The organism is Sulfuricaulis limicola (genome assembly GCF_002355735.1).
Classification (GTDB): Bacteria; Pseudomonadota; Gammaproteobacteria; order Acidiferrobacterales; family Sulfurifustaceae; genus Sulfuricaulis; species Sulfuricaulis limicola.
Genome location: NZ_AP014879.1, coordinates 1907907 through 1927549, shown reverse-complemented (window position 1 = coordinate 1927549; position 19643 = coordinate 1907907). Strand labels below are relative to the sequence as shown.

The window sequence follows — 19643 nt, the reverse complement described above, 5'->3', positions numbered from 1 at the left end:
ACGTCCTCCGCTTCTTGTTGCTTCGAATCCTTGATCGAACGGGATGCTGTCAGCATGCACGTCCGCATGATATTTGCCGCTACAGTAGCGAAAATTCAGGTTCGCGGGAAGAGGGACGGAGCAGGAGAATTTGGTATATTGGCGGCGCAAACGGCACACCTGCACCACGGACATCTCTGGGAGACAGACACGGAAGCATGAAATGCCTCGGCGCGATGCGGATAGTCTTGTGGCTGATTACCCTTCTTTTCTCCGCTGGCGCTACGGCCTCCTGGAACAATCCCTATCCGGCGTCGGAAGCAAAGGCGAACATCCTGTATTCCGCCTTCCGCGAGCGCCCCAAGACCTTCGATCCCGCGCGCGCCTACAGCTCCAACGAATATCTCTTCATCGCGCAGATCTACGAGCCTCCGTTCCAGTATCACTATCTCAAGCGGCCGTACACGCTGGTACCGCTCACCGCGGTGTCCGTGCCGACGCCAGGTTACCTCGACAAGCAGGGGCGGCGGCTGTCGTCGAACGCCCCGGCTGCCAGCATCGCCTACAGCGTGTATGAAATCCGCATCCGCCCCGGTATTTACTATCAACCGCACCCGGCGTTCGCGCGCGATGCCGAAGGCCGGTATCTGTACCATGCCCTGAGCCCGCAGGATCTCGCCAGGGTTTACGCCATTGGCGATTTCCCGCAGACCGGCACGCGCGAGCTGGTGGCCAGCGACTACGTGTACCAGATCAAGCGCCTGGCGCATCCCAAGGTGCATTCGCCGATCCTGAGCGTCATGAACGAGTACATCGTGGGCATCCGGGAATATGCCGACACGCTGAAAAAGGAGTACGAAAAAATCGCGGACGGGCGCGATACCGGTGTGTATCTCGATCTCACGCAATTTCCGTTCGCCGGTGCCGAGGAGGTGGATCGCTACACCTACCGCGTGAAAATTCACGGCAAATATCCGCAACTGCTGTACTGGATGGCGATGCCGTTTTTCGCTCCGATGCCGCCCGAAGTTGACCGGTTTTTCTCGCAGCCGGGCATGGCGGAGAAGAATCTCACGCTTGACTGGTATCCCGTCGGCAGCGGCGCCTACATGCTGACGGTCAACAACCCCAACCGCCAGATGGTGCTCGAGCGCAATCCCAATTACCACGAAGAACTTTACCCCGCCGAGGGCGAGCCGGAGGACGGCCCGGCCGGGTTGCTGGCCGACGCCGGCAAGCCCCTGCCTTTCGTCGACAAGGTCGTGTTCAGTCTCGACAAGGAAAGCATTCCGCGCTGGAACAAGTTCCTGCAGGGCTATTACGACCGCTCCGCGGTATTGCCGGAAGGTTTCGATCAGGCGATCCGTTTCACCGGCGAGGGTGACACCGAGGTCAGCGACACGATGAAGCAGAAGGGAATCCGCCTGCTGACCAGCGTCGCCGCCTCGACCTATTATCTTGGTTTCAACATGCTCGACCCGGTCGTCGGCGGTTACACCGAGCGCGCGCGCAAACTGCGTCAGGCGATTTCCATCGCCGTGGATTTCGAGGAACAGATTTCCATCTTCGAAAACGGTCGCGGCATCGCGGCGCAGGGACCGCTGGCGCCGGGCATTTTCGGGTACCGCGAGGGGCAGGCCGGCATCAATCCGTACGTGTACGACTGGGTGGATGGCAAGCCCCGGCGCAAGCCGATCGAATATGCCCGCCAGTTGCTGGCGCAGGCAGGTTATCCCGGCGGTGCGGACCCCGCGTCGGGCCGGCCGCTGTCGATCAATTATGAAACCCCGGCCATCGGACCGGAAAGAAAGGCCCAACTCGACTGGATGCTCAAGCAGTTCAGCAAGCTCGGCATCCAGCTGGTGGTGCGCGCCACCGATTACAACCGCTTCCAGGAGAAGATGCGCAAGGGCGACGCGCAGATCTACGACTGGGGCTGGAACGCGGATTACCCCGATCCGGAGAATTTTCTGTTCCTGCTTTACGGACCGAACAAGAAGGTCGGGCACGACGGCGAGAATGCCTCGAACTACGACAACCCGGAGTTCAACCGCCTGTTCGAGCGCATGAAAAACATGGAGAGCACGCCTGAGCGGGCGCGCATCATCGATCAGATGCTCGACATCGCGCGACGTGACTCTCCGTGGATCTGGGGCATGCACCCCAAGAATTTCCTGCTCGAGCATGCCTGGATGTCCAATACCAAGCTGCACAACATGGCCAACAATACGCTCAAATACAGCCGGCTCGATCCCGAAAAACGGGCGGAGCTGCGCCTGGCCTGGAACCGCCCGGTGGTCTGGCCCATGGTGGTGCTGCTGGGAACGCTGATGGCAGGCATGGTCCCGGCGGTGCTTGCCTACCGCAGAAGAGAGCGTGAGAAGCGCAGATGATCGGATACATCATCCGCCGCCTGCTGTACGCCATCCCGATTCTGATCGGCGTGAACCTGCTCACCTTCGCGCTGTTTTTCTTCGTCAACAGCCCGGATGACATGGCGCGCGTGCATCTGGGCGGCAAGCGCGTCACGCCCGAGGCCATCGTCAAGTGGAAGGAAGACCACGGCTACAACAAGCCCATGCTGTACAACGGCGCCAGGCCCGGCACGGAAAAACTCACCGACACCATTTTTTTCAAACACTCGGTAAGTCTGTTCGCATTCCGTTTCGGCCGCTCCGATCAGGGCCGCGACATCGGCTACGACATCTATCAGCGCATGTGGCCGAGTCTCGCCATCGCCCTCCCGGTGTTTCTGGTCGGTATCCTGGTGCACGTGACTTTCGCCATGATGCTGGCATTCTTCCGCGGCAGCTATCTCGACACCGCCGGCGTGGTGCTGTGCGTCGTGATGATGTCCATTTCCTCGCTGTTTTACGTCATCGGCGGGCAGTATCTCATCAGCATGCTGTTGCGGCTGGTGCCGATCTCGGGTTATGACAGCGGATTCGAGGCCGTCAAATTCCTGATATTGCCCGTGATGGTCGGCGTGGTGGGCGGTATCGGCGCCAGCACGCGGCTGTATCGCACGTTTTTTCTGGAGGAGATCAACAAGGACTATGTGCGTACCGCGCGCGCCAAGGGCCTGTCCGAACTGCGCGTGCTGTTCCGTCACGTGCTCAAGAACGCCATGATCCCCATTCTCACCGGCGTGGTGGTGGTCATTCCGCTGCTTTTCACCGGCAGCCTCATCCTCGAATCGTTTTTCTCCATCCCCGGCCTCGGCAGCTATACCATCGACGCCATTCACTCGCAGGATTTCGCCATTGTGCGTTCCATGGTTTTCCTGGGCTCGGTGCTGTATATCGCCGGCCTGGTCCTGACGGACATCACTTACACGCTGGTGGATCCGCGCGTGCGACTGGAATAAATGAACATGTCATTCCAACCCGCATTTCTCTGGACTGACGTATTGATCTACGTGCTGCTCGCGGCGTTGATCGCCTTCGGTTTCTATACCGCGCGCCACGAGCATCTGCGTGTGCCGTGGCGCCAGGTGGCGCGGCGCCCCATGGCCATGGCGGCGCTGGTCGTGTTGCTGGCTTATGTCGCCGTGGGGCTGATGGATTCGATTCACTACAAGCCGCGTCTGTCCGGCGGCGCGGATACCGAATCGGTCTACGCCAACGAAGTCCTGAGCCTGCTCGATACCCTCGCCAAACCATTGCGCAGCCGCACGGAGAAAACCTATTCCGCGCCGTTTGCCATGCAGGCGCACACCATGGAAACCGTGGAATACCCGGACGGCCGGCACGTGCGCGAGTATCCGCGCCTGCGTCACGGCGGCGCGCATTTGCCGGACCCCGGTGAACGCGCCGGCGATATCCAGTCGCGTGCGGCCGCCGCCACACTGGCAGGGCTTGTCCTGTGGCTGTTGCTGGTGGCCGGCTTCCTGCTGCTCTGGCACCGGCGCAGCGAACCCTGGTTGCAGACACTGCGTCGCTTGTTGAGCGGCAACGGCGATTTCCCCTGGCGCACCGTGCTGGTCACGGTTGGCGTTCTGATTGTTCTGACGGCGAATGCCGCGTACCTGTCGCGCTACTATCATATCTTCGGCACCGATCAGGTCGGGCAGGACGTGTTTTACAAATCCATCAAAAGCGTCCGCACCGGACTGGTGATCGGTACGCTGACCACACTGGTCATGCTGCCGTTCGCGGCGCTGTTCGGCATCATGGCCGGGTATTTCCGCGGCTGGGTGGATGACGTGATCCAGTACGTCTATACCACCCTGAGCTCGATTCCCGGTGTGCTCCTGATTGCCGCCGCCATCCTGAGCTTGCAGGTGTATATCGCAGCCCATCCCGAGTCGTTCGCCAGCGCCACCGAACGCGCCGATACCCGGCTCTTGTTCCTGTGTCTGATACTGGGCGTCACCAGCTGGACCGGCCTGTGCCGCCTGTTACGCGGCGAAACGCTGAAGCTGCGCGAGGTGGACTACATCCAGGCCGCGCGCGCCCTTGGCGCGAGCCACCTTTCCGTCATGGTGCGCCATATCCTGCCCAACGTGATGCACATCATTCTCATCACGGTGGTGCTGGATTTCAGCGGGCTGGTGCTGGCCGAGGCGGTGCTGTCCTACGTCGGCGTCGGCGTGGACCCGACCATGGACAGCTGGGGCAACATGATCGTCAGTGCGCGCCTGGAAATGGCGCGCGACCCGCTGGTGTGGTGGAGCCTGGCCGCCGCGTTCGTGTTCATGTTCGCGCTGGTGCTGGCGGCCAACCTGTTTTCCGACGCCGTGCGGGACGCCTTCGACCCGAGGCTGCGTAAATGAAAAAGACCGGGATGCGCGAAACACTGTTGCAGGTCGAAAACCTCAAAACCTGGTTCGACACGCCGGAAGGTACCGTGCGCGCGGTCGACGGGATCGACTTCGACATCGCTTCCGGCGAGACGCTCGCGCTGCTCGGTGAATCCGGCTGCGGCAAATCCGTCTCCGCGTTGTCGCTGCTGCAACTGGTGCCGGAGCCGGCGGGACGCATCGCCGCCGGGCACGCGCGGCTGCGCGGGCAGGATGTGCTGGCGCTGCCCGAGCGCGACATGCGCGCCATTCGCGGCAGGCGCATGGCCATGATCTTCCAGGAACCGCAGACGTCGCTCAATCCGGTGCTGACGGTGGGCGAGCAGATCAGCGAGGCGATTCCGCAGGCTGATAAGCTTTCGCGCCAGGACAAACGCACTCGCGTCGCCGAACTGCTCAAGGCAGTCGGCATTGCCGATGCCGCGCGACGCTACGATGAATATCCGTTCCAGCTTTCCGGCGGCATGAAGCAACGCGTCATGATCGCCATGGCGCTGGCCACGCAGCCTGACCTGCTGATCGCGGACGAGCCGACCACGGCGCTCGATGTCACGATCCAGGCGCAAATCCTGGCCCTGCTCAAGGAGCTGCAGAAAAAGACCGGCATGGCGATGCTGCTCATCACGCACGATCTCGGCGTGGTGGCCGAGATGGCGGACCGGGTGGCGGTGATGTATGCGGGCCAGATCGTCGAACTGGCGCCGCGCAAAAAGTTTTTCACCGATCCGCAGCATCCCTATTCGCGCAAGTTGTTCCGCTCCGTGCCGGGGCGGATGCAGCGCGGCGTCGCGCTCGAAGTGATCAGCGGCAGCGTGCCCTCACTGCGGCAGGAATTCCGCGGTTGCCGCTTCGCCGATCGCTGTGACCGGGTCTGGGATCTGTGTCACAAACAGTTGCCGGTCTGGATCGAGCGGGATGGCCGTGGCGTGCGCTGTCATTTGTACGACGAGTCGGTTTCCGCGCCGGCCGCACCGCCAGTAACACGTCGCAAAGCCCGTAAAACGGCGCCGGAGAAGGCCGGCAAGGCGGGCGGGCCACTGTTGCAGGTGCATGATCTCAAGGTGCATTTTCCGATCCGCAGGGGCGTGTTCCAGCGCGTCGTGGGTCAGGTGAAGGCGGTGGACGGGGTATCGCTCGACATTGCACGCGGGCGCACGCTGGCACTGGTAGGCGAGTCCGGTTGCGGCAAGACCACCGTCGGCAAGGGCATCCTGCAGCTGGTGTCGCCCACGGGCGGTCGGGTCCGGTACGACAATCGCGAGCTGACGCAACTGAAAGGCGAGGAGCTGCGCGCCTTGCGGCGCCACTTCCAGATCATCTTTCAGGACCCCTATGCCTCGCTCAACCCGCGCATGCTGGTGGGCGAGATCCTGGAGGAGGGTATGCGCGCCCAAAGCATCGGCGCCGGTCGTGTCGAGCGTCAGGAAAAAATCGCGAAGTTGCTGCAACAGGTGGGGCTGCCGGCAGATGCGCGCCAGCGGTACCCACACGAGTTCTCAGGCGGTCAGCGCCAGCGTATCAGCATTGCCCGGGCACTGGCGGTCGAGCCGGAGCTGATCGTGTGCGACGAGCCCACCAGCGCGCTCGACGTGTCGGTTCAGGCGCAGGTGCTGAACCTGCTCAAGCACCTGCAGGACGAGCTGGGGCTGAGTTATCTCTTTATCACGCACAACCTGTCGGTGGTGGAGTATCTGGCGCACGAGGTGGCAGTCATGTATCTCGGCCGCATCGTGGAGCGCGGGCCGGTGGACGAGGTGCTCGAAAACCCGAAACATCCCTACACCGAGGCGCTGCTGTCGGCGGTGCCGGTGATCGATCCCCGCGAGAAGCGCACCATCATCCGGCTGCAAGGCGACATGCCGTCACCCAGCAATCCGCCTTCGGGCTGTCATTTCCATCCACGCTGCCCGCAGGCGATGGATATCTGTCGCCGGGAATATCCCGCGACGACGCCGTTCGGCGGCGCGCACGAAGCGCGTTGCCACCTGTTTACGACGGAGAAGAAGAATTAAGGAAGATCTGATTAAGTCCGTTCGTGGTGAGCTTGTCGAACCACGAACGGACGGAAGGTTTCCAATTTACGGAATTTCCCGTTCACCCTTCGACAAGCTCAGGGCGAACGGGAAACTTGATCAGAGCTTTCTTGAGTAAGCGAAGAACGGCTTAACCGTTCGGGGTAGGATTATCGATCGCGGCGGTAGGCGCGCCGTTGGGCCAGATTTTCAGTCTCTGCCCCATGCGCAGGACGCCGTTCACGCTCATGAAATTCCATTTGGCCAATTGACGCACCATCACGTTGTAGCGCCGCGCGATGCTGGACAGGGTATCGCCCCGGCGCACGCGGTGAATGATGGCCTCGCCGTGGCTGGCGGTCGAGCGGTAGGTGGTGCGCACCGCCGCCACTGTGAGCGGACGGGCTGAAATCGGGATCAGCAGGTCTTGTCCGACACGCAGCAGGTTGCTGCGCATATTGTTGGCGGTGCGCAGCGTCTCGATGTTGAGCCCGTAACGCCGGCCGATCTCATGCAGGGTCTCGCCGCGTTTGACCGCGTGATGTTGCCACTGGATTCTTTCCGCTTCCGGCAGATTGTTGAGCCCCTCGATCAACGCCTCTTTCTTGTCGGCCGGGACCAGCAGGTGATGCGGTCCATTGGGGTCCGTGGCCCAGCGCCGATAGCCGGGGTTGATATCCTGCAGGTCGTCCACCGACAGATCCACGAGCTTGGCCACGATGCCGAGGTCCACCTGGGAACCGGTCTCGACGCGCGCGAAGTAAGGCTCGTTGGGGATATCGGCCAGCTTGACGCCATATTTGGCCGGGTCGGCGACGATGCTGACCATGGCCATGAGCTTGGGCACGTAATGCCGCGTTTCGGCCTTGAGCTGTTTCAGATCGGTATAGCTGTCCGGCTTGCCCTTGCGACGGTTTTGCTCGCGGGCGCGCATCACGCGGCCTTCGCCGGCGTTGTAGGCCGAGATGGCAAGGTGCCAATCACCATCAAAATCGTTGTAGAGCTTTTCGAGATAATCCAGCGCCGCCTGCGTGGAGGCCTGCACGTCGCGCCGGCCGTCGTACCACCAGTTGGCCTTCAGGCCGTACAAGCGGCCGGTGGACGGAATGAATTGCCACAGGCCCGAGGCACGGGCGCGCGAGTAGGCGTTCGCCTTGTAGGCGCTCTCGATGGCGGGCAGCAGCGCGATTTCCATCGGCATGCCGCGCTTGTCCACTTCGTCCACGATGTAATACAGATAGAGCTTGGCGCGCTCCATCATGCGCGCCATGTATTCGGGGTTGTTGGCGAACCATTGCGCCTCGCGCTCCACCAGCGGGCTGTCGAGCGGCGGAATGGAAAATCCGGCGCGGATTCTGGTCCAGATATCGGAATTACCGCTCGCTGCTTGCTCGTCGAAAGTGGCGTGGGGTTTGCTGCGCTCCGGCTTGGCAGCGGTTGCCGCGACCGGGGCGGGTGAGTCATTTTCAGAAACGAATGGAACAGCCGCGACCGGCGCCGAATCCTTGGCGGTCTGAGCGGTCTCCGGGGAAGTTGTCGCGCATCCGGCGGTGGCCAGCAGCAAAACAACGGACAGGACCTGATTCTTGCTTCTTTTCCAATCCATCTGGGGCAATAGTATTTGTTGGAGGAAGTAGCGTCAACTCTTTGAACTACATGACTAAGTAAATGCGAATTTCACGATTTGTCCAGTGCGAGAGTAACCAGATTCGGTACTCTTGTCCGAAACAATACCCTCCGCTCATCCCCTGAAACCGTCCTTCCATCGGCGTAGTGCCGCGAATACTTCCACCTCCGAAACCAGGGCATGACCCGCCTGTTTTTCCGCGGCTTGGCGCACTCCAGCCACCCCGGAGCGCAAAAACGGGTTTATGCGTCGCTCTAGGCCGATAGTGGAGGGCAGAGTGGGGAGATTTTGCTTCCGCAGCGCCTGCGCCCGCTCGCGATAGGCACGGGTGTCGGCATTGTCCGGCTCGACCGTGAGCGCGAAGCGCAGGTTGGCCTCGGTATATTCATGTCCACAGTACATGCGGGTGGCCTCGGGCAGCGCCGCGAAACGGGACAGTGAGGCGTGCATCTGCTCGGCGGTGCCCTCGAACAGCCGCCCGCAGCCGGCGGAGAACAGGGTATCGCCGCAGAACAGCATGCCGCCGCCGGAGAAGGCGATATGCCCGGCGGTATGGCCCGGGACGTCGAGCACGTCGAATTCGAGGCCGAGTTCGGCAATATTAATATGATCGCCATCCTGCAGCCGGTGCGTGAGGGTCGGGATGCGCTCGCGCGCCGGGCCGTACACCGGGATGGAGTAATGTTTGAGAATATCCGCCACGCCGCCGACATGATCGCCGTGATGATGGGTGCACAGGATGGCGGCGGGCGTGAGGCGCTGTTTTTCCAGCGCTGCCAGCACCGGATCGGCGTCGCCGGGGTCGACGATGGCCACATGGCCCTGCGATTTCCCGCGGATCAGCCATATATAGTTGTCGGCGAAGGCGCGGACGTGTAAAACATCGGTCATGCATCCAGTTTGAGATGCCACAGGGGGAACGTCAATGAGCGAGCGCGATTCCTGTTCCATGCAGCGCCAGCAACTCAACCAGTGGTTCGATTCGCCGCTCGGGCGGTCGCTGCAGGCGCACGAGGCGCATCATCTGCGCGCGGTGCTACCTAATCTTTACGGCACCGTGGCGGCCCAGCTCGGGCGCATCGGCGATTTCGACCTGATGGATGCCTGCATAGCCCCCACGCGCATCCTGCTCGACGACCAGGCCGAACCCGGCAGATGCCGGGTGCGCAGTGTCCCGGAAGAACTCCCGCTCGACACCAGGAGCGCCGACGTCATGATCCTGCCGCACACCCTCGATTTCTGCGACGACCCGCACCAGGTCTTGCGCGAGGTCAGCCGCGTGCTGCGCCCCGAAGGGCATGTCGTGATCCTGGGTTTCAATCCCATGAGCATGTGGGGACTCCGCCGCCTCGTCGCGCGCCGGCCGCGCCCCGCGCCGTGGTGCGGAAAATTCTTCCGCCTGGCGCGCATCAAGGACTGGCTGGCGCTGCTCGATTTCGAGACCACGCACGGCATGATGCTGTATTACCGTCCGCCGCTGCGAAACGAAGGTTTCATGCACCGCCTGCACTTCCTCGACAAGATGGGCGACCGCTGGTGGCCGATGATGGCGGGGGTGTATCTGGTGGTGGCGAAGAAGCGCGTCGTCGGCGTGACACCGCTGCCGGTGAGCTGGAAAACCAAACGCACCGCCGCCTCGGGCGCGGCCCAACCCGCCGCGCGCGGGATGATCCTGCCGTTCCGCAAACAATAAATGCTTTTTATGAATTTTCACCGCAAAGGCGCAAAGAGCGCAAAGAATTCTTGAAATTTAAAAATGCTTTTCTTTGCGTCCTTTGCGTCTTTGCGGTGATTTTCCTTCATGGACAAAGTCACGATCTTCACTGACGGCGCCTGCCGCGGCAATCCCGGACCCGGGGGCTGGGGCGCGATCCTGTTCAAGGACGACCACGAGAAGGAACTCTACGGCGCCGAGCGCGAGACCACCAACAACCGCATGGAGCTCATGGCGGCGATCCAGGCGCTCGAAGCGTTGAAACGACCGTGCGATGTCACGCTCACTACCGACTCGCAGTATGTGAAAAAAGGCATCACCGAATGGCTCGCCAGCTGGAAGCGTCGCGGCTGGAAGACCGCGGACAAGAAGCCGGTGAAAAACCAGGACTTATGGCAGCGCCTCGACGAAGCCGCGCACAAGCACAAGATCCACTGGAAGTGGATCAAGGGGCATAGCGGGCATGAGGAGAATGAGAGGGCGGATCAATTGGCGAATCGGGCGATTGAGGAGATGTTGTCATAAACTCGGCCTAAATATCAGCGATGTTATTTTAATAACAGTTGTCCTACCTTAGTCGAGAAGAAAAATGGAAAACACTTCGGGTCAAGGGAAATTGGCCGCAGTACCGGCCGAAATCGATCGTTGGAATTGGGGCGCGTTTTTATTGAACTGGATCTGGGGGATTGGCAACAACACCTATATTGCATTGCTGATGTTCGTCCCTCTGGTAAATATAATCATGCCATTCGTTTTGGGCGCCAAAGGGAGTGTCTGGGCATGGAGAAATAAGCGTTGGGAAAGCGTTGAGCAATTTAAGCGTATTCAGAAAAAATGGGCTATATGGGGCATTATTGTCATCGTCTTCTTCATCTGTTTTTTCGTGGCAGTTTTTTTCTTTGTGTCATCTGCCCTCAAAAGTTCTGATGCATATCAATTAGCTTATTCAAGGTTGGAGCAAAGTCAGGAAGCAGTATCGGTATTGGGCGCCCCGATCACCACGGGGATGGTGCAGGGTAACTTTCAATCTTCCGGGCCCACTGGGACTGCACAATTAACAGTTCCGGTCGAAGGTACGAAAGCCAAAGGCATGTTGTATATAGATGCCACTAAAGATATGGGTGCATGGCGTATTAATAGACTTGAGCTTGAAATAGAAGGACGTGAGGCAAGAATCGATCTCTCACCAAAATAGATAGTTTGTATGCATCAACAGGTTGACCTTTTTATTTTGATAGAATGCACGGAAGGAAATCACAATGCGCCAGATAATTCTCGATACGGAAACCACCGGCCTCGAACCTTCCGAGGGCCACCGGATCATTGAAATCGGCTGTGTCGAGCTGATCAACCGGCGCGCGAGCAATAACCGCTATCAGCAGTACATCAACCCGGGGCGGGAGATCGACGCGGGGGCGATGGAGGTGCACGGGATCACCAACGAGATGCTGGCGGAGAAGCCGAAATTCGCCGACATCGCGCAGGCGCTGCTGGATTTCATCGAGGGCGCGGAGCTGATCATTCACAACGCGCCGTTCGATATCGGATTCCTCAATAGTGAATTGTCCCGGGTGACGAACGGCGGGAAGCCGGTGCGCATCGAGGAAATCTGTTCCGTGGTGGACACCCTGAAGCTGGCGCGTTCCATGCATCCGGGCCAGAAGAACGACCTCGATTCGCTGTGCCGGCGCTACAACGTGGACAATTCGCACCGTTCGCTGCATGGCGCGTTGCTCGACGCCGAGATCCTGGCGGACGTGTATCTGGCCATGACCGGCGGCCAGACCGGGCTGTTCGAGGATGCGCACAGCCACATGAAAGGCGCCACGACCGGCAACGTCGTCGCCGCGCCCTCGGATATCCGCCGCCTCGACCCGAACCGCCCGAAGCTGCCGGTGATAGTGGCTACCGCCGAGGAACTGGCCGCGCATCAGGCTTGGCTGGAGGAACTGGACAAGAAAAGCGGCGGGAAGTGTTTGTGGAAGAAGCTGGTGACTGCTGGCACCTGAAGTCAGTCGTCATGCCGGCGGAGGCCGGCATCCAGTTAATTAAATAGTCTGGATTCCGGCTTTCGTTGGAATGACAGCAATGTTGGGGTTCGGCGTACCGCGCCTCACCCCAACCTACATGAATATCTGGCTTGGCTGACAAGCTTGCTGCCTTGCGCTAATCTGCGCGCCTCATGTCTGCATCTGTTGTTTCCATTTCCCGCGTCAGCAAGCATTTCGACAGCGTCATCGCCGTCGATGACATCAGCTTCGATGTCGCGGCGCAATCGACCACGGCGCTGCTGGGCGGTAACGGCGCCGGCAAGACCACCACGCTGTCCATGCTGCTCGGCCTGCTGCTGCCGACCTCAGGCAACGTTTCCGTGTTCGGCGTGGACATGCTGCGCCACCGTTACCGCGTGCTGCCGCGCCTGAATTTCTCCTCGCCGTATGTCGATCTGCCGCGCCGGCTCACGGTGCGCGAAAACCTCACGGTCTATGCGCGGCTTTACGGCATTATCGACATCCCCGCGCGCATCAATGCGCTCAGCGAGGAACTCCAGATCGGACGTTTCCTGAGCCGTCCCTACGGGCAGCTGTCGGCGGGGGAGAAAACCCGCGTGGTGCTGGCCAAGGCGCTGCTGAACGAGCCGGAACTGATGCTGCTCGACGAGCCGACCGCCTCGCTCGACCCCGACACCGCCGATTACGTGCGCGGCATGCTGGAGGCTTATCGCAAGCGCACCGGCACCACCATCCTGCTGGCTTCGCACAACATGTCGGAGGTGGAGCGCCTGTGCGACGACGTCATCATGCTGCGCGCCGGCAAGGTGGTGGACCGCGGCACGCCGGCGCAGCTGCTGGCGCGCTACGGGCGGCACAACATGGAAGAGGTGTTTATCGACATCGCGCGCGAGCGCCGGCGCGATCTGGCCCCGGCCGACAGGCAGGCGGTGAAGCCATGAGCGTGATCGCGCGCGCCCATACCGGTTTTGTTCCGTCCCTGCGGCGGGTTTACGCGCTGGTGCTGCGGCATACCTATCTGCTGCGCAGCTCCGGGCCGCGCATCCTGGAGCTGGTGTACTGGCCGACGGTGCAGATGATCCTGTGGGGATTCATTACGGTATTCCTGGTGAATCACAGCTCCTGGATCGCGCAGGCCTCGGGGGTATTGCTCTCCGGTGTGCTGTTGTGGGACGTGCTGTTCCGCGGCCAGCTCGGGGTGTCGCTGGTGTTCATGGAAGAGATGTGGTCGCGCAACCTGGGGCATCTGTTCGTGAGTCCGTTGCGGCCGTTCGAGCTGGGTTGCGCGCTGCTGACCATGAGCCTGATCCGCACGCTCATAGGCGTAGGCGGCGCGGCGCTGATTGCCATTCCGTTGTTTGATTTCTCCGTTTTCAGTCTGGGCCTGCCGCTGCTGGCGTTTTTCATCAATCTCATCGTCATGGGCTGGGCCATCGGCCTGCTGGTGTCGGGCATCGTGCTGCGCTACGGCCTCGGCGCCGAGAGCATGGCGTGGATCGCCATTTTCGCGGTGCAACCCATCAGCGGCGTGTATTACCCGATCGCGACCCTGCCGGAATGGCTGCAATATGTCGCGGCCATCCTGCCGTCGAGCCATGTGTTCGAGGGTATGCGCTCGGTGCTGTTCGACCATGTCTTCCGCGCGGATTTGCTGCTGCACGCGGTGCTGCTCAACGTGGTCTATCTCACCGCGGGTTTTGCCGCGTTCCTGGCGTTCTTCAAGGTCGCGCGCGTGCGCGGGCAGTTGTTGCACGTCGGCGAGTGATGACACAAGATCGGCGCCGGGGTAGCATTCCGGGATATAAATTAATGGACAGGATTAACAGGATTTACAGGATTAAAAATATTGCGAAACAGGAATCCTGTTAATCCTGTAAATCCTGTCTAATTTTCTTTTTTCCAGGTTTTAATACACGGGGATACACCATGCCTTATTTCGTCTTCCGCATCTCGGCCAACAGGGAACTGAGCCTCGTCAAAACCTGCGAAAAATTCAAGGAAGCGAAAGATCTTTGCCGCGAGTTGCGCGCGTCCGAATCCCCCGACAATCCCAATGGTATCCGCATGGCCTTTGCCGAAACCGAGGTCAAGGCGAAAAACCTGCTCGCCGAAAGACGCCAGCCATCCTCGCCGCTGGAGGAATGGGAGGCCTGATTTCGCCGCCGAACGGCTATCGTCTGTTTGATCCTTTCGTGCGTTAATGACTCAAACATAACTCAGTCAAGCAGGAAGGAGGCCATCATGAATGGAACACTGACGACAGCCGTATTGGGCGGATTGATTCTGCTGTTTTCGATCAGCACGCCGTTGTGGGCACGGGTTGACGCCGACGAGGCGCAACTCGAAACCGTCCGCAAGGATATCGACAAAGACTGGGCGCATGCGGGACAGGCTGACCGGATTCAGTCATTGGCCAAACAGTTCAATGTCGAGCCCGGCGTGGTCGAGAGCCTGCGCGCCAACAAGCAGGGATGGGGCGAAACCACCATTGAACTGTCCATGGCGCAGCAGCTGATGCAGACCGATGCCAACACCTACCCGACGATGACTGCGGCGCTGAACAAAATCGAAACGCTTCGGGGCCAGAAAATGGGCTGGGGCAAGATCGCCAATTATTTCGGTTTCAAGCTCGGTCCGGTAGTCAGCGCCGCGCAGCACGTGCGCAATGAGGCGCGCACTACAGCAGCCTCGAACGTCGGCAAGTCCGGGAAACCCGCCACCGCGACCAGGGTTGAAAGGGCCGGACGGCCTGAACGGGTGTCCCGCCCGGAGCGCCCGGCGCGCCCCGAACGGGCCGCGCGCGTTCACTGATCGCGTCGGACGAGGAATGACAAAGGGCCCTTGCGGGCCCTTTGTATTTTGGGTCAGGCACCGGCGTCCCAGCCACCGCCGAGCGCCTTGAACAGGTCGGCGACCGCGGCGCGCTGCGCGCGCAGGGCATCGCTGCGATTGAGCTCGGCGGCCAGCAGGTTGCGTTCGGCGTCGAGCACATCGAGCTGGCTGGCGACGCCGCTCTCATAGCGCAGCTTGGCCAGGCGCAGTGCTTCGCGCAGGGTCGCGGCGCGCTTGTCTTCAGCCTCGAACTGCTCACGCGTCCTGGATTGCGCCACGATGGCGTCGCGTACGTCGCGAAACGCGTTCTGGATGGCCAGCTGGTACTGCGCCAGGGCCTGACGCTGGCGCGCGTTGGCGGCATCCACCTGCGCGCCGACGCGTCCGGCGTTCCAGATGGGTTGCGTGAGCGACGCCGCCGCCTGCCAGGTGCCGGCGGGACCGGTGAACAGCTCGCTCATGGCGGCGCTCTCGCCGCCGAAAAATCCGGTGATGGACAGCGACGGGAAGTACGCCGCGCGCGCGGCGCCGATACGGGCGTTGGCGGCGATCAGGCGCTGTTCGGCCTCGATCAGATCAGGCCGGCGCAACAACAGTTCCGAGGGCAGGCCCGTGGGCACCACGAGCGCCTGTTCCCGGGCCGGTGCTTCCGCCGGCGTTGCCGTTGCCACGACCGTGTCCGAATAGATGGCGCGGGGACTGCGGCCGAGCAGGACCGCCAGCGCGTTTTCCTGCCGGGCGCGCCGGCTTTCGAGCACGGGCAATTGGGCGCGCGCCGCCAGTTCCTCGGCTTCGAGCTGGCGATACTCGAATTCGGAAATGACGCCGGCGTCGTAACGTTTCTTTTGCAGTGCCAGTGATTCGGCGCGCGAGGTCACCGAGCGTTGTGTCGCGGCCACCTGCTCATCGAGCGAGCGCAGGGAGTAGTAAGCCTGCACCACGTCCGCGGCCAGCGCGATCCGCACCGTTTCCTGCGCCGCCTCGGTGGCCAGCAGTTCGGCGCGCGCGGCCCGGGTGGCGTTGCGCAGGCGGCCCCACAGATCCAGCTCATAGGAGACATTCAATGTGCCGCGGTAATTGTCGCGCTGGCGTATCACGCCCGGCGGCAAGGGCATGGCGGTGCGCAGCGAAGACTGGGTGCGGTCGCGGCTGTAAGCAGCGTCCACGGTCGGAAATTGCCCGGAGCGTGTTTCGCCGAGCAGGGCGCGCGCCTCGTCCACCCGCGCCACCGCCACGGCCAGGTTGGCGTTGTGCGCCAGCGCCTCGTCCACCATGCGGTCGAGCTGCGCGTCGCCGTAGATCTTCCACCATGGCGCGCCCAGGGCGGCGGCGCTTTGGCCCTCGGGGGCTTTCCACTCCGCGGGCAGTTCGGCCGCCGGGCGCTCATATTTCGGCGCCAGATTGATGCAGCCGCCGAGCGCCAGGGTCAGGACGAAGACGACGCCATGAGGTTTAAATCTCGACATCGCCTTCCCCCTTCATGCGTGGCGCCACATGCGGCTGCTGTATCAATTTGTGTTGCAGTTCCTTGTGACGCTCGATCTCGTGCCGGATGTCCTTCGTTGATCGCTTCTCCAGCAGGTGCCGGTCGGTAATGAGCTTGAAGAACATGGGCACGAAGAAAATCGCCAGGAAGGTCGCCGCCATCATGCCGCCCATAACGCCGGTGCCGACCGACTGGCGCGCGCCGGCGCCGGCGCCGGTGGACAGGGCCAGCGGCAACACGCCAAGGATGAAGGCGAGCGAAGTCATGAGGATGGGGCGGAAGCGCAGCCGCGCCGCTTCGAGCGCGGCGGCCGAGGCCGACAGGCCCTCGTGGTGCTTGAGCAGCGCGTATTCGACGATCAGGATGGCGTTCTTGGCGGCCAGTCCGAGGAGCGTCACCAGGCCGATCTGGAAATAGACGTCGTTGGTGAAACCGCGCAGCCACACCGCGGCGAGCGCGCCGAAGGTGCCGAAGGGCAGGGCCATGAGCACGGTGAACGGCAGCGACCATTTGCTGTATTGCGCGGCCAGGATCAGGAACACCATGACCACCGCCAGCCCGAGCGCGAGTCCGGAGGTACCGCCGGATTTTTTCTCCTGGTACGAGGCGCCACCCCAGTCATAACCGAAGTCGGCCGGCAGCACTTCGCGCGCGATGCGCTCGGTTTCCGCGATGGCCTGGCCCGAGGACACGCCGGGTGCCCCCTGGCCGAACAACTTCACCGCCGGGAGATTGTTGAAGCGGGTAAGCAGGTCGGGGCCGGCGCTGTAACGAACCGCGGCCAGCGCGCTCAGCGGTACCATCTGGCCCTTGTCGGAGCGCACGTAGATATCGCCGATCGCGTCCGGCTGTTTGCGGTATTCCGGCTCTGCCGACATCAGCACCTGCCAGGTGCGGCCGTACTTGTTGAAGTCGTTGACGTAATAATTTCCGAGCGTGGCGGACAGCGCACCATACAGATCGCCAAGCGGCACGCCCAGCGCCTTGGCCTTCTCGCGATCCACGTCCACGTACAGTTGCGGCGCATTCGCGCGCCACAGGGTCTGCACGCCGCCCAGCATCGGGTCGCTGTTGGCTTTTTGCAGAAACTGGCCCATCACCTGCGCCAGACGCTGGGCGCCGCCTTCGCCGCGGTTTTGCAGGTAGAACTCGAAACCGCCCGCCTGGCCGAGGCCGAAGATCGGCGGCGGGGTGAAGGCGAGCACCAGTGCCTCCTTGATGTGCCCGGTCTTCATGAACAACTCGCCCACGAGCTGCTTGCTCGTGACATGGCGTTCATCCCAGTGTTTCTGGGTGACGAAGATGGTGGCGGCATTATTGTGAAAATAACCGGCGAGAAAATCGAAGCCGGTGAAGGCCACCGCGTTCTCGTTGGCCGGGTTGGAGCGGATCGCCTGCACCACTTCGGAGACCACCTTGTCGGTGCGCTCCAGCGTCGCGCCGTCGGGCAGAATCACCGCGGCGATGTAATAGCCCTGATCCTCGTCCGGCACCAGGCTGCCCGGCGTGAAGCGCCACAGACCGACGGCGACCACAACCATGACCAGGAACAGGCCCAGGCCGATCCCGCCGCGGCGGACGATCCAGGCCGCGCCGCTGGTGTAGTGGCCGGTGACGCGGTGGAACCAGTCATTGAACCAGTTGAAAAACCGGTTGGGCACCTTGTGTTCGTGTTTCAGGATCCACACGCACAGCGATGGCGTCAACGTGAGCGCCACGAAGCCGGAGATCACGACCGCGATGGCGATGGTGACCGCGAACTGGCGGTAGAGCTCGCCGGTCAGGCCGCCGAGGAAGGCGATTGGCACGAACACCGCGCACAGTACCAGCACGATGGCGACGATAGGGCTGGACACCTCGTTCATGGCCTTGACGGCCGCGTCGCGCACTTCGGCCTTTTCTTCGTGCATGATGCGTTCGATGTTTTCCAGCACCACGATGGCGTCGTCGACCACGATGCCGATGGACAGCACCATGCCGAACAACGTCAGCGTATTGATCGAGTAGCCAAGCAGGTACATCCCCGCGAAGGTGCCGATCAGCGATACCGGCACGGCCGCGAACGGAATGAGCGTGGCACGCCAGTTCTGCAGGAACAGGTACACGACGAGGAATACCAGCAGCATGGCCTCGGCCAGCGTCTTCACCACCTCGCGGATGGACACTTTTACGAAGCGCGTGGTGTCGTACACGACCTTGTGCTCGATGCCGTCGGGGAAGCGCTGGGCCAGCTCGTTGACCGTTTTGGTGACGTTATCGGCGACTTCGAGCGCGTTGGCGCCCGGCTGGAGAAAGATGCCGACCAATGTCGCCTGTTTGCCGTTGACGCGACCGATGAACTCGTAATCCTTGGAGCCGAGTTCGACGCGCGCGACGTCCTTGAGACGCAGCGTCGAGCCGTCGGGATTGGCGCGCACGATGATGTCCTCGAACTCGCGCGGCTCGCTCAGTCGTCCCTTGGTGGTGATGGTGTAGACCAGCTCCTGCGGGCCGCCGGACGGCGACTGCCCGATCTTGCCGGCGGCGAACTGGGCGTTCTGCTCGTTGATCGCGCGGATCAGGTCGTTCGGCGTCAGCCGCAGCTGGGTCAGGCGGTCGGGCTTGACCCAGATGCGCATGGCGTAGTCCTTGGCGCCGAAGATCTGGACGTTGGTGGTGCCGGGCACGCGCTTCAGGACGTCGAGCACGTTGAGCGTGATGTAATTGCTGATGTGCAGGTTGTCGTAGCGCCCGTCGGGCGAGTAGAAGGCGATGACCTGCAGGAAGGACGACGAACCTTTCTGCACCGTCACGCCCTGGCGGCGTACTTCCTCCGGCAGCCGCGGCTCGGCCTGCTTGACGCGGTTATTGACGTTGAGCGCGGCCTGGTCGGAGTCGCTGCCGATATCGAAGGTGACCTGGATCTGCACCACGCCGTTGGAGCCGGAGTTCGAGCTCATGTAGATCATGTCCTCGACGCCCGTGATCTGGCTCTCGAGCGGCGCGGCCACGGTCTGTTCGAGAACCTCGGCGGAGGCGCCGGGATAGACCGCCTGCACCGTGACGACGGGCGGGGCGATTTCCGGGTACTGGGCGATGGGCAGATCGCGCATCGCCGCGAGGCCGGCGATGACGATGAAGATCGACAGCACGGCCGCAAGAATAGGGCGGTCAATGAAGAAGCGCGAGAACATGGTGGCG

General features: G+C 61.9%; 16 protein-coding genes. 12 read left to right on the top strand and 4 right to left on the bottom strand.

Features of this window, described 5'->3' with window-relative positions; genetic code table 11:
• The first annotated feature begins 197 nt into the window (after positions 1–197).
• From SCL_RS09190 to SCL_RS14490, 4 genes are read left to right on the top strand one after another with little or no spacing between them, the layout of a single operon-like run.
• Entirely contained in the window at positions 198–2372 is a 2175-nt protein-coding gene (locus SCL_RS09190) for an ABC transporter substrate-binding protein (RefSeq protein ID WP_096360944.1), read from the top strand.
• Positions 2369–3346 (top strand): ABC transporter permease, encoded by a 978-nt coding sequence (locus SCL_RS09185; protein WP_096360943.1) that lies wholly within the window; start codon positions 2369–2371, stop codon positions 3344–3346. Before SCL_RS09190 ends, SCL_RS09185 begins: the two co-directional genes overlap by 4 nt.
• Positions 3347–3352: 6 nt before the next feature.
• Entirely contained in the window at positions 3353–4753 is a 1401-nt protein-coding gene (locus SCL_RS09180) for an ABC transporter permease (RefSeq protein ID WP_096361921.1), read from the top strand.
• Between the two features lie 11 nt (positions 4754–4764).
• Positions 4765–6792 (top strand): ABC transporter ATP-binding protein, encoded by a 2028-nt coding sequence (locus SCL_RS14490; RefSeq protein ID WP_096361920.1) that lies wholly within the window; start codon positions 4765–4767, stop codon positions 6790–6792.
• Between the two features lie 151 nt (positions 6793–6943).
• Here the strand turns inward: SCL_RS14490 and SCL_RS09170 are convergent, their stop codons facing one another.
• Together SCL_RS09170 and gloB are read right to left on the bottom strand one after the other, a co-directional pair.
• Positions 6944–8398, bottom strand: coding sequence for a transglycosylase SLT domain-containing protein (locus SCL_RS09170; RefSeq protein ID WP_096360942.1), 1455 nt, complete (start codon positions 8396–8398; stop codon positions 6944–6946).
• Between the two features lie 135 nt (positions 8399–8533).
• Entirely contained in the window at positions 8534–9310 is a 777-nt protein-coding gene (gene gloB / locus SCL_RS09165) for a hydroxyacylglutathione hydrolase (protein WP_096360941.1), read from the bottom strand.
• Positions 9311–9344: 34 nt separating this feature from the next.
• On the opposite strand from gloB, the gene SCL_RS09160 reads away from it, so the two are divergent.
• The 8 genes from SCL_RS09160 (at position 9345) to SCL_RS09125 (ending at position 14956) form a co-directional block, all read left to right on the top strand.
• Positions 9345–10112: a class I SAM-dependent methyltransferase gene (locus tag SCL_RS09160; RefSeq protein ID WP_096360940.1), complete on the top strand. Its 768-nt coding sequence runs from the start codon at positions 9345–9347 to the stop codon at positions 10110–10112.
• 108 nt (positions 10113–10220) lie between these two features.
• On the top strand, positions 10221–10658 hold the full coding sequence (rnhA, locus tag SCL_RS09155; protein ID WP_096360939.1) for a ribonuclease HI: 438 nt from the start codon (positions 10221–10223) through the stop codon (positions 10656–10658).
• Between the two features lie 64 nt (positions 10659–10722).
• Positions 10723–11328, top strand: coding sequence for a cytochrome c oxidase assembly factor Coa1 family protein (locus tag SCL_RS09150; RefSeq protein ID WP_096360938.1), 606 nt, complete (start codon positions 10723–10725; stop codon positions 11326–11328).
• A 64-nt stretch (positions 11329–11392) separates the two neighbouring features.
• Complete coding sequence (dnaQ, locus tag SCL_RS09145; RefSeq protein WP_096360937.1) at positions 11393–12142, top strand: DNA polymerase III subunit epsilon; 750 nt, start codon at positions 11393–11395, stop codon at positions 12140–12142.
• A 173-nt stretch (positions 12143–12315) separates the two neighbouring features.
• Positions 12316–13086 carry an ABC transporter ATP-binding protein gene (locus SCL_RS09140; protein WP_096360936.1) on the top strand — a complete coding sequence of 257 codons (771 nt, stop codon included), beginning with the start codon at positions 12316–12318 and terminating at the stop codon, positions 13084–13086.
• Positions 13083–13910: an ABC transporter permease gene (locus SCL_RS09135; protein WP_096360935.1), complete on the top strand. Its 828-nt coding sequence runs from the start codon at positions 13083–13085 to the stop codon at positions 13908–13910. The genes SCL_RS09140 and SCL_RS09135 overlap by 4 nt, the downstream gene beginning before the upstream one ends.
• Before the next feature lie 161 nt (positions 13911–14071).
• Entirely contained in the window at positions 14072–14299 is a 228-nt protein-coding gene (locus SCL_RS09130) for a hypothetical protein (protein ID WP_096360934.1), read from the top strand.
• Between the two features lie 87 nt (positions 14300–14386).
• Positions 14387–14956, top strand: coding sequence for a hypothetical protein (locus SCL_RS09125; protein WP_096360933.1), 570 nt, complete (start codon positions 14387–14389; stop codon positions 14954–14956).
• A 53-nt stretch (positions 14957–15009) separates the two neighbouring features.
• On the opposite strand, the gene SCL_RS09120 is transcribed toward SCL_RS09125, so the two are convergent.
• Positions 15010–16443 carry an efflux transporter outer membrane subunit gene (locus tag SCL_RS09120; protein WP_096360932.1) on the bottom strand — a complete coding sequence of 478 codons (1434 nt, stop codon included), beginning with the start codon at positions 16441–16443 and terminating at the stop codon, positions 15010–15012.
• Entirely contained in the window at positions 16430–19636 is a 3207-nt protein-coding gene (locus tag SCL_RS09115) for an efflux RND transporter permease subunit (RefSeq protein WP_096360931.1), read from the bottom strand. The genes SCL_RS09120 and SCL_RS09115 overlap by 14 nt, the downstream gene beginning before the upstream one ends.
• Between the last annotated feature and the right edge of the window lie 7 nt (positions 19637–19643).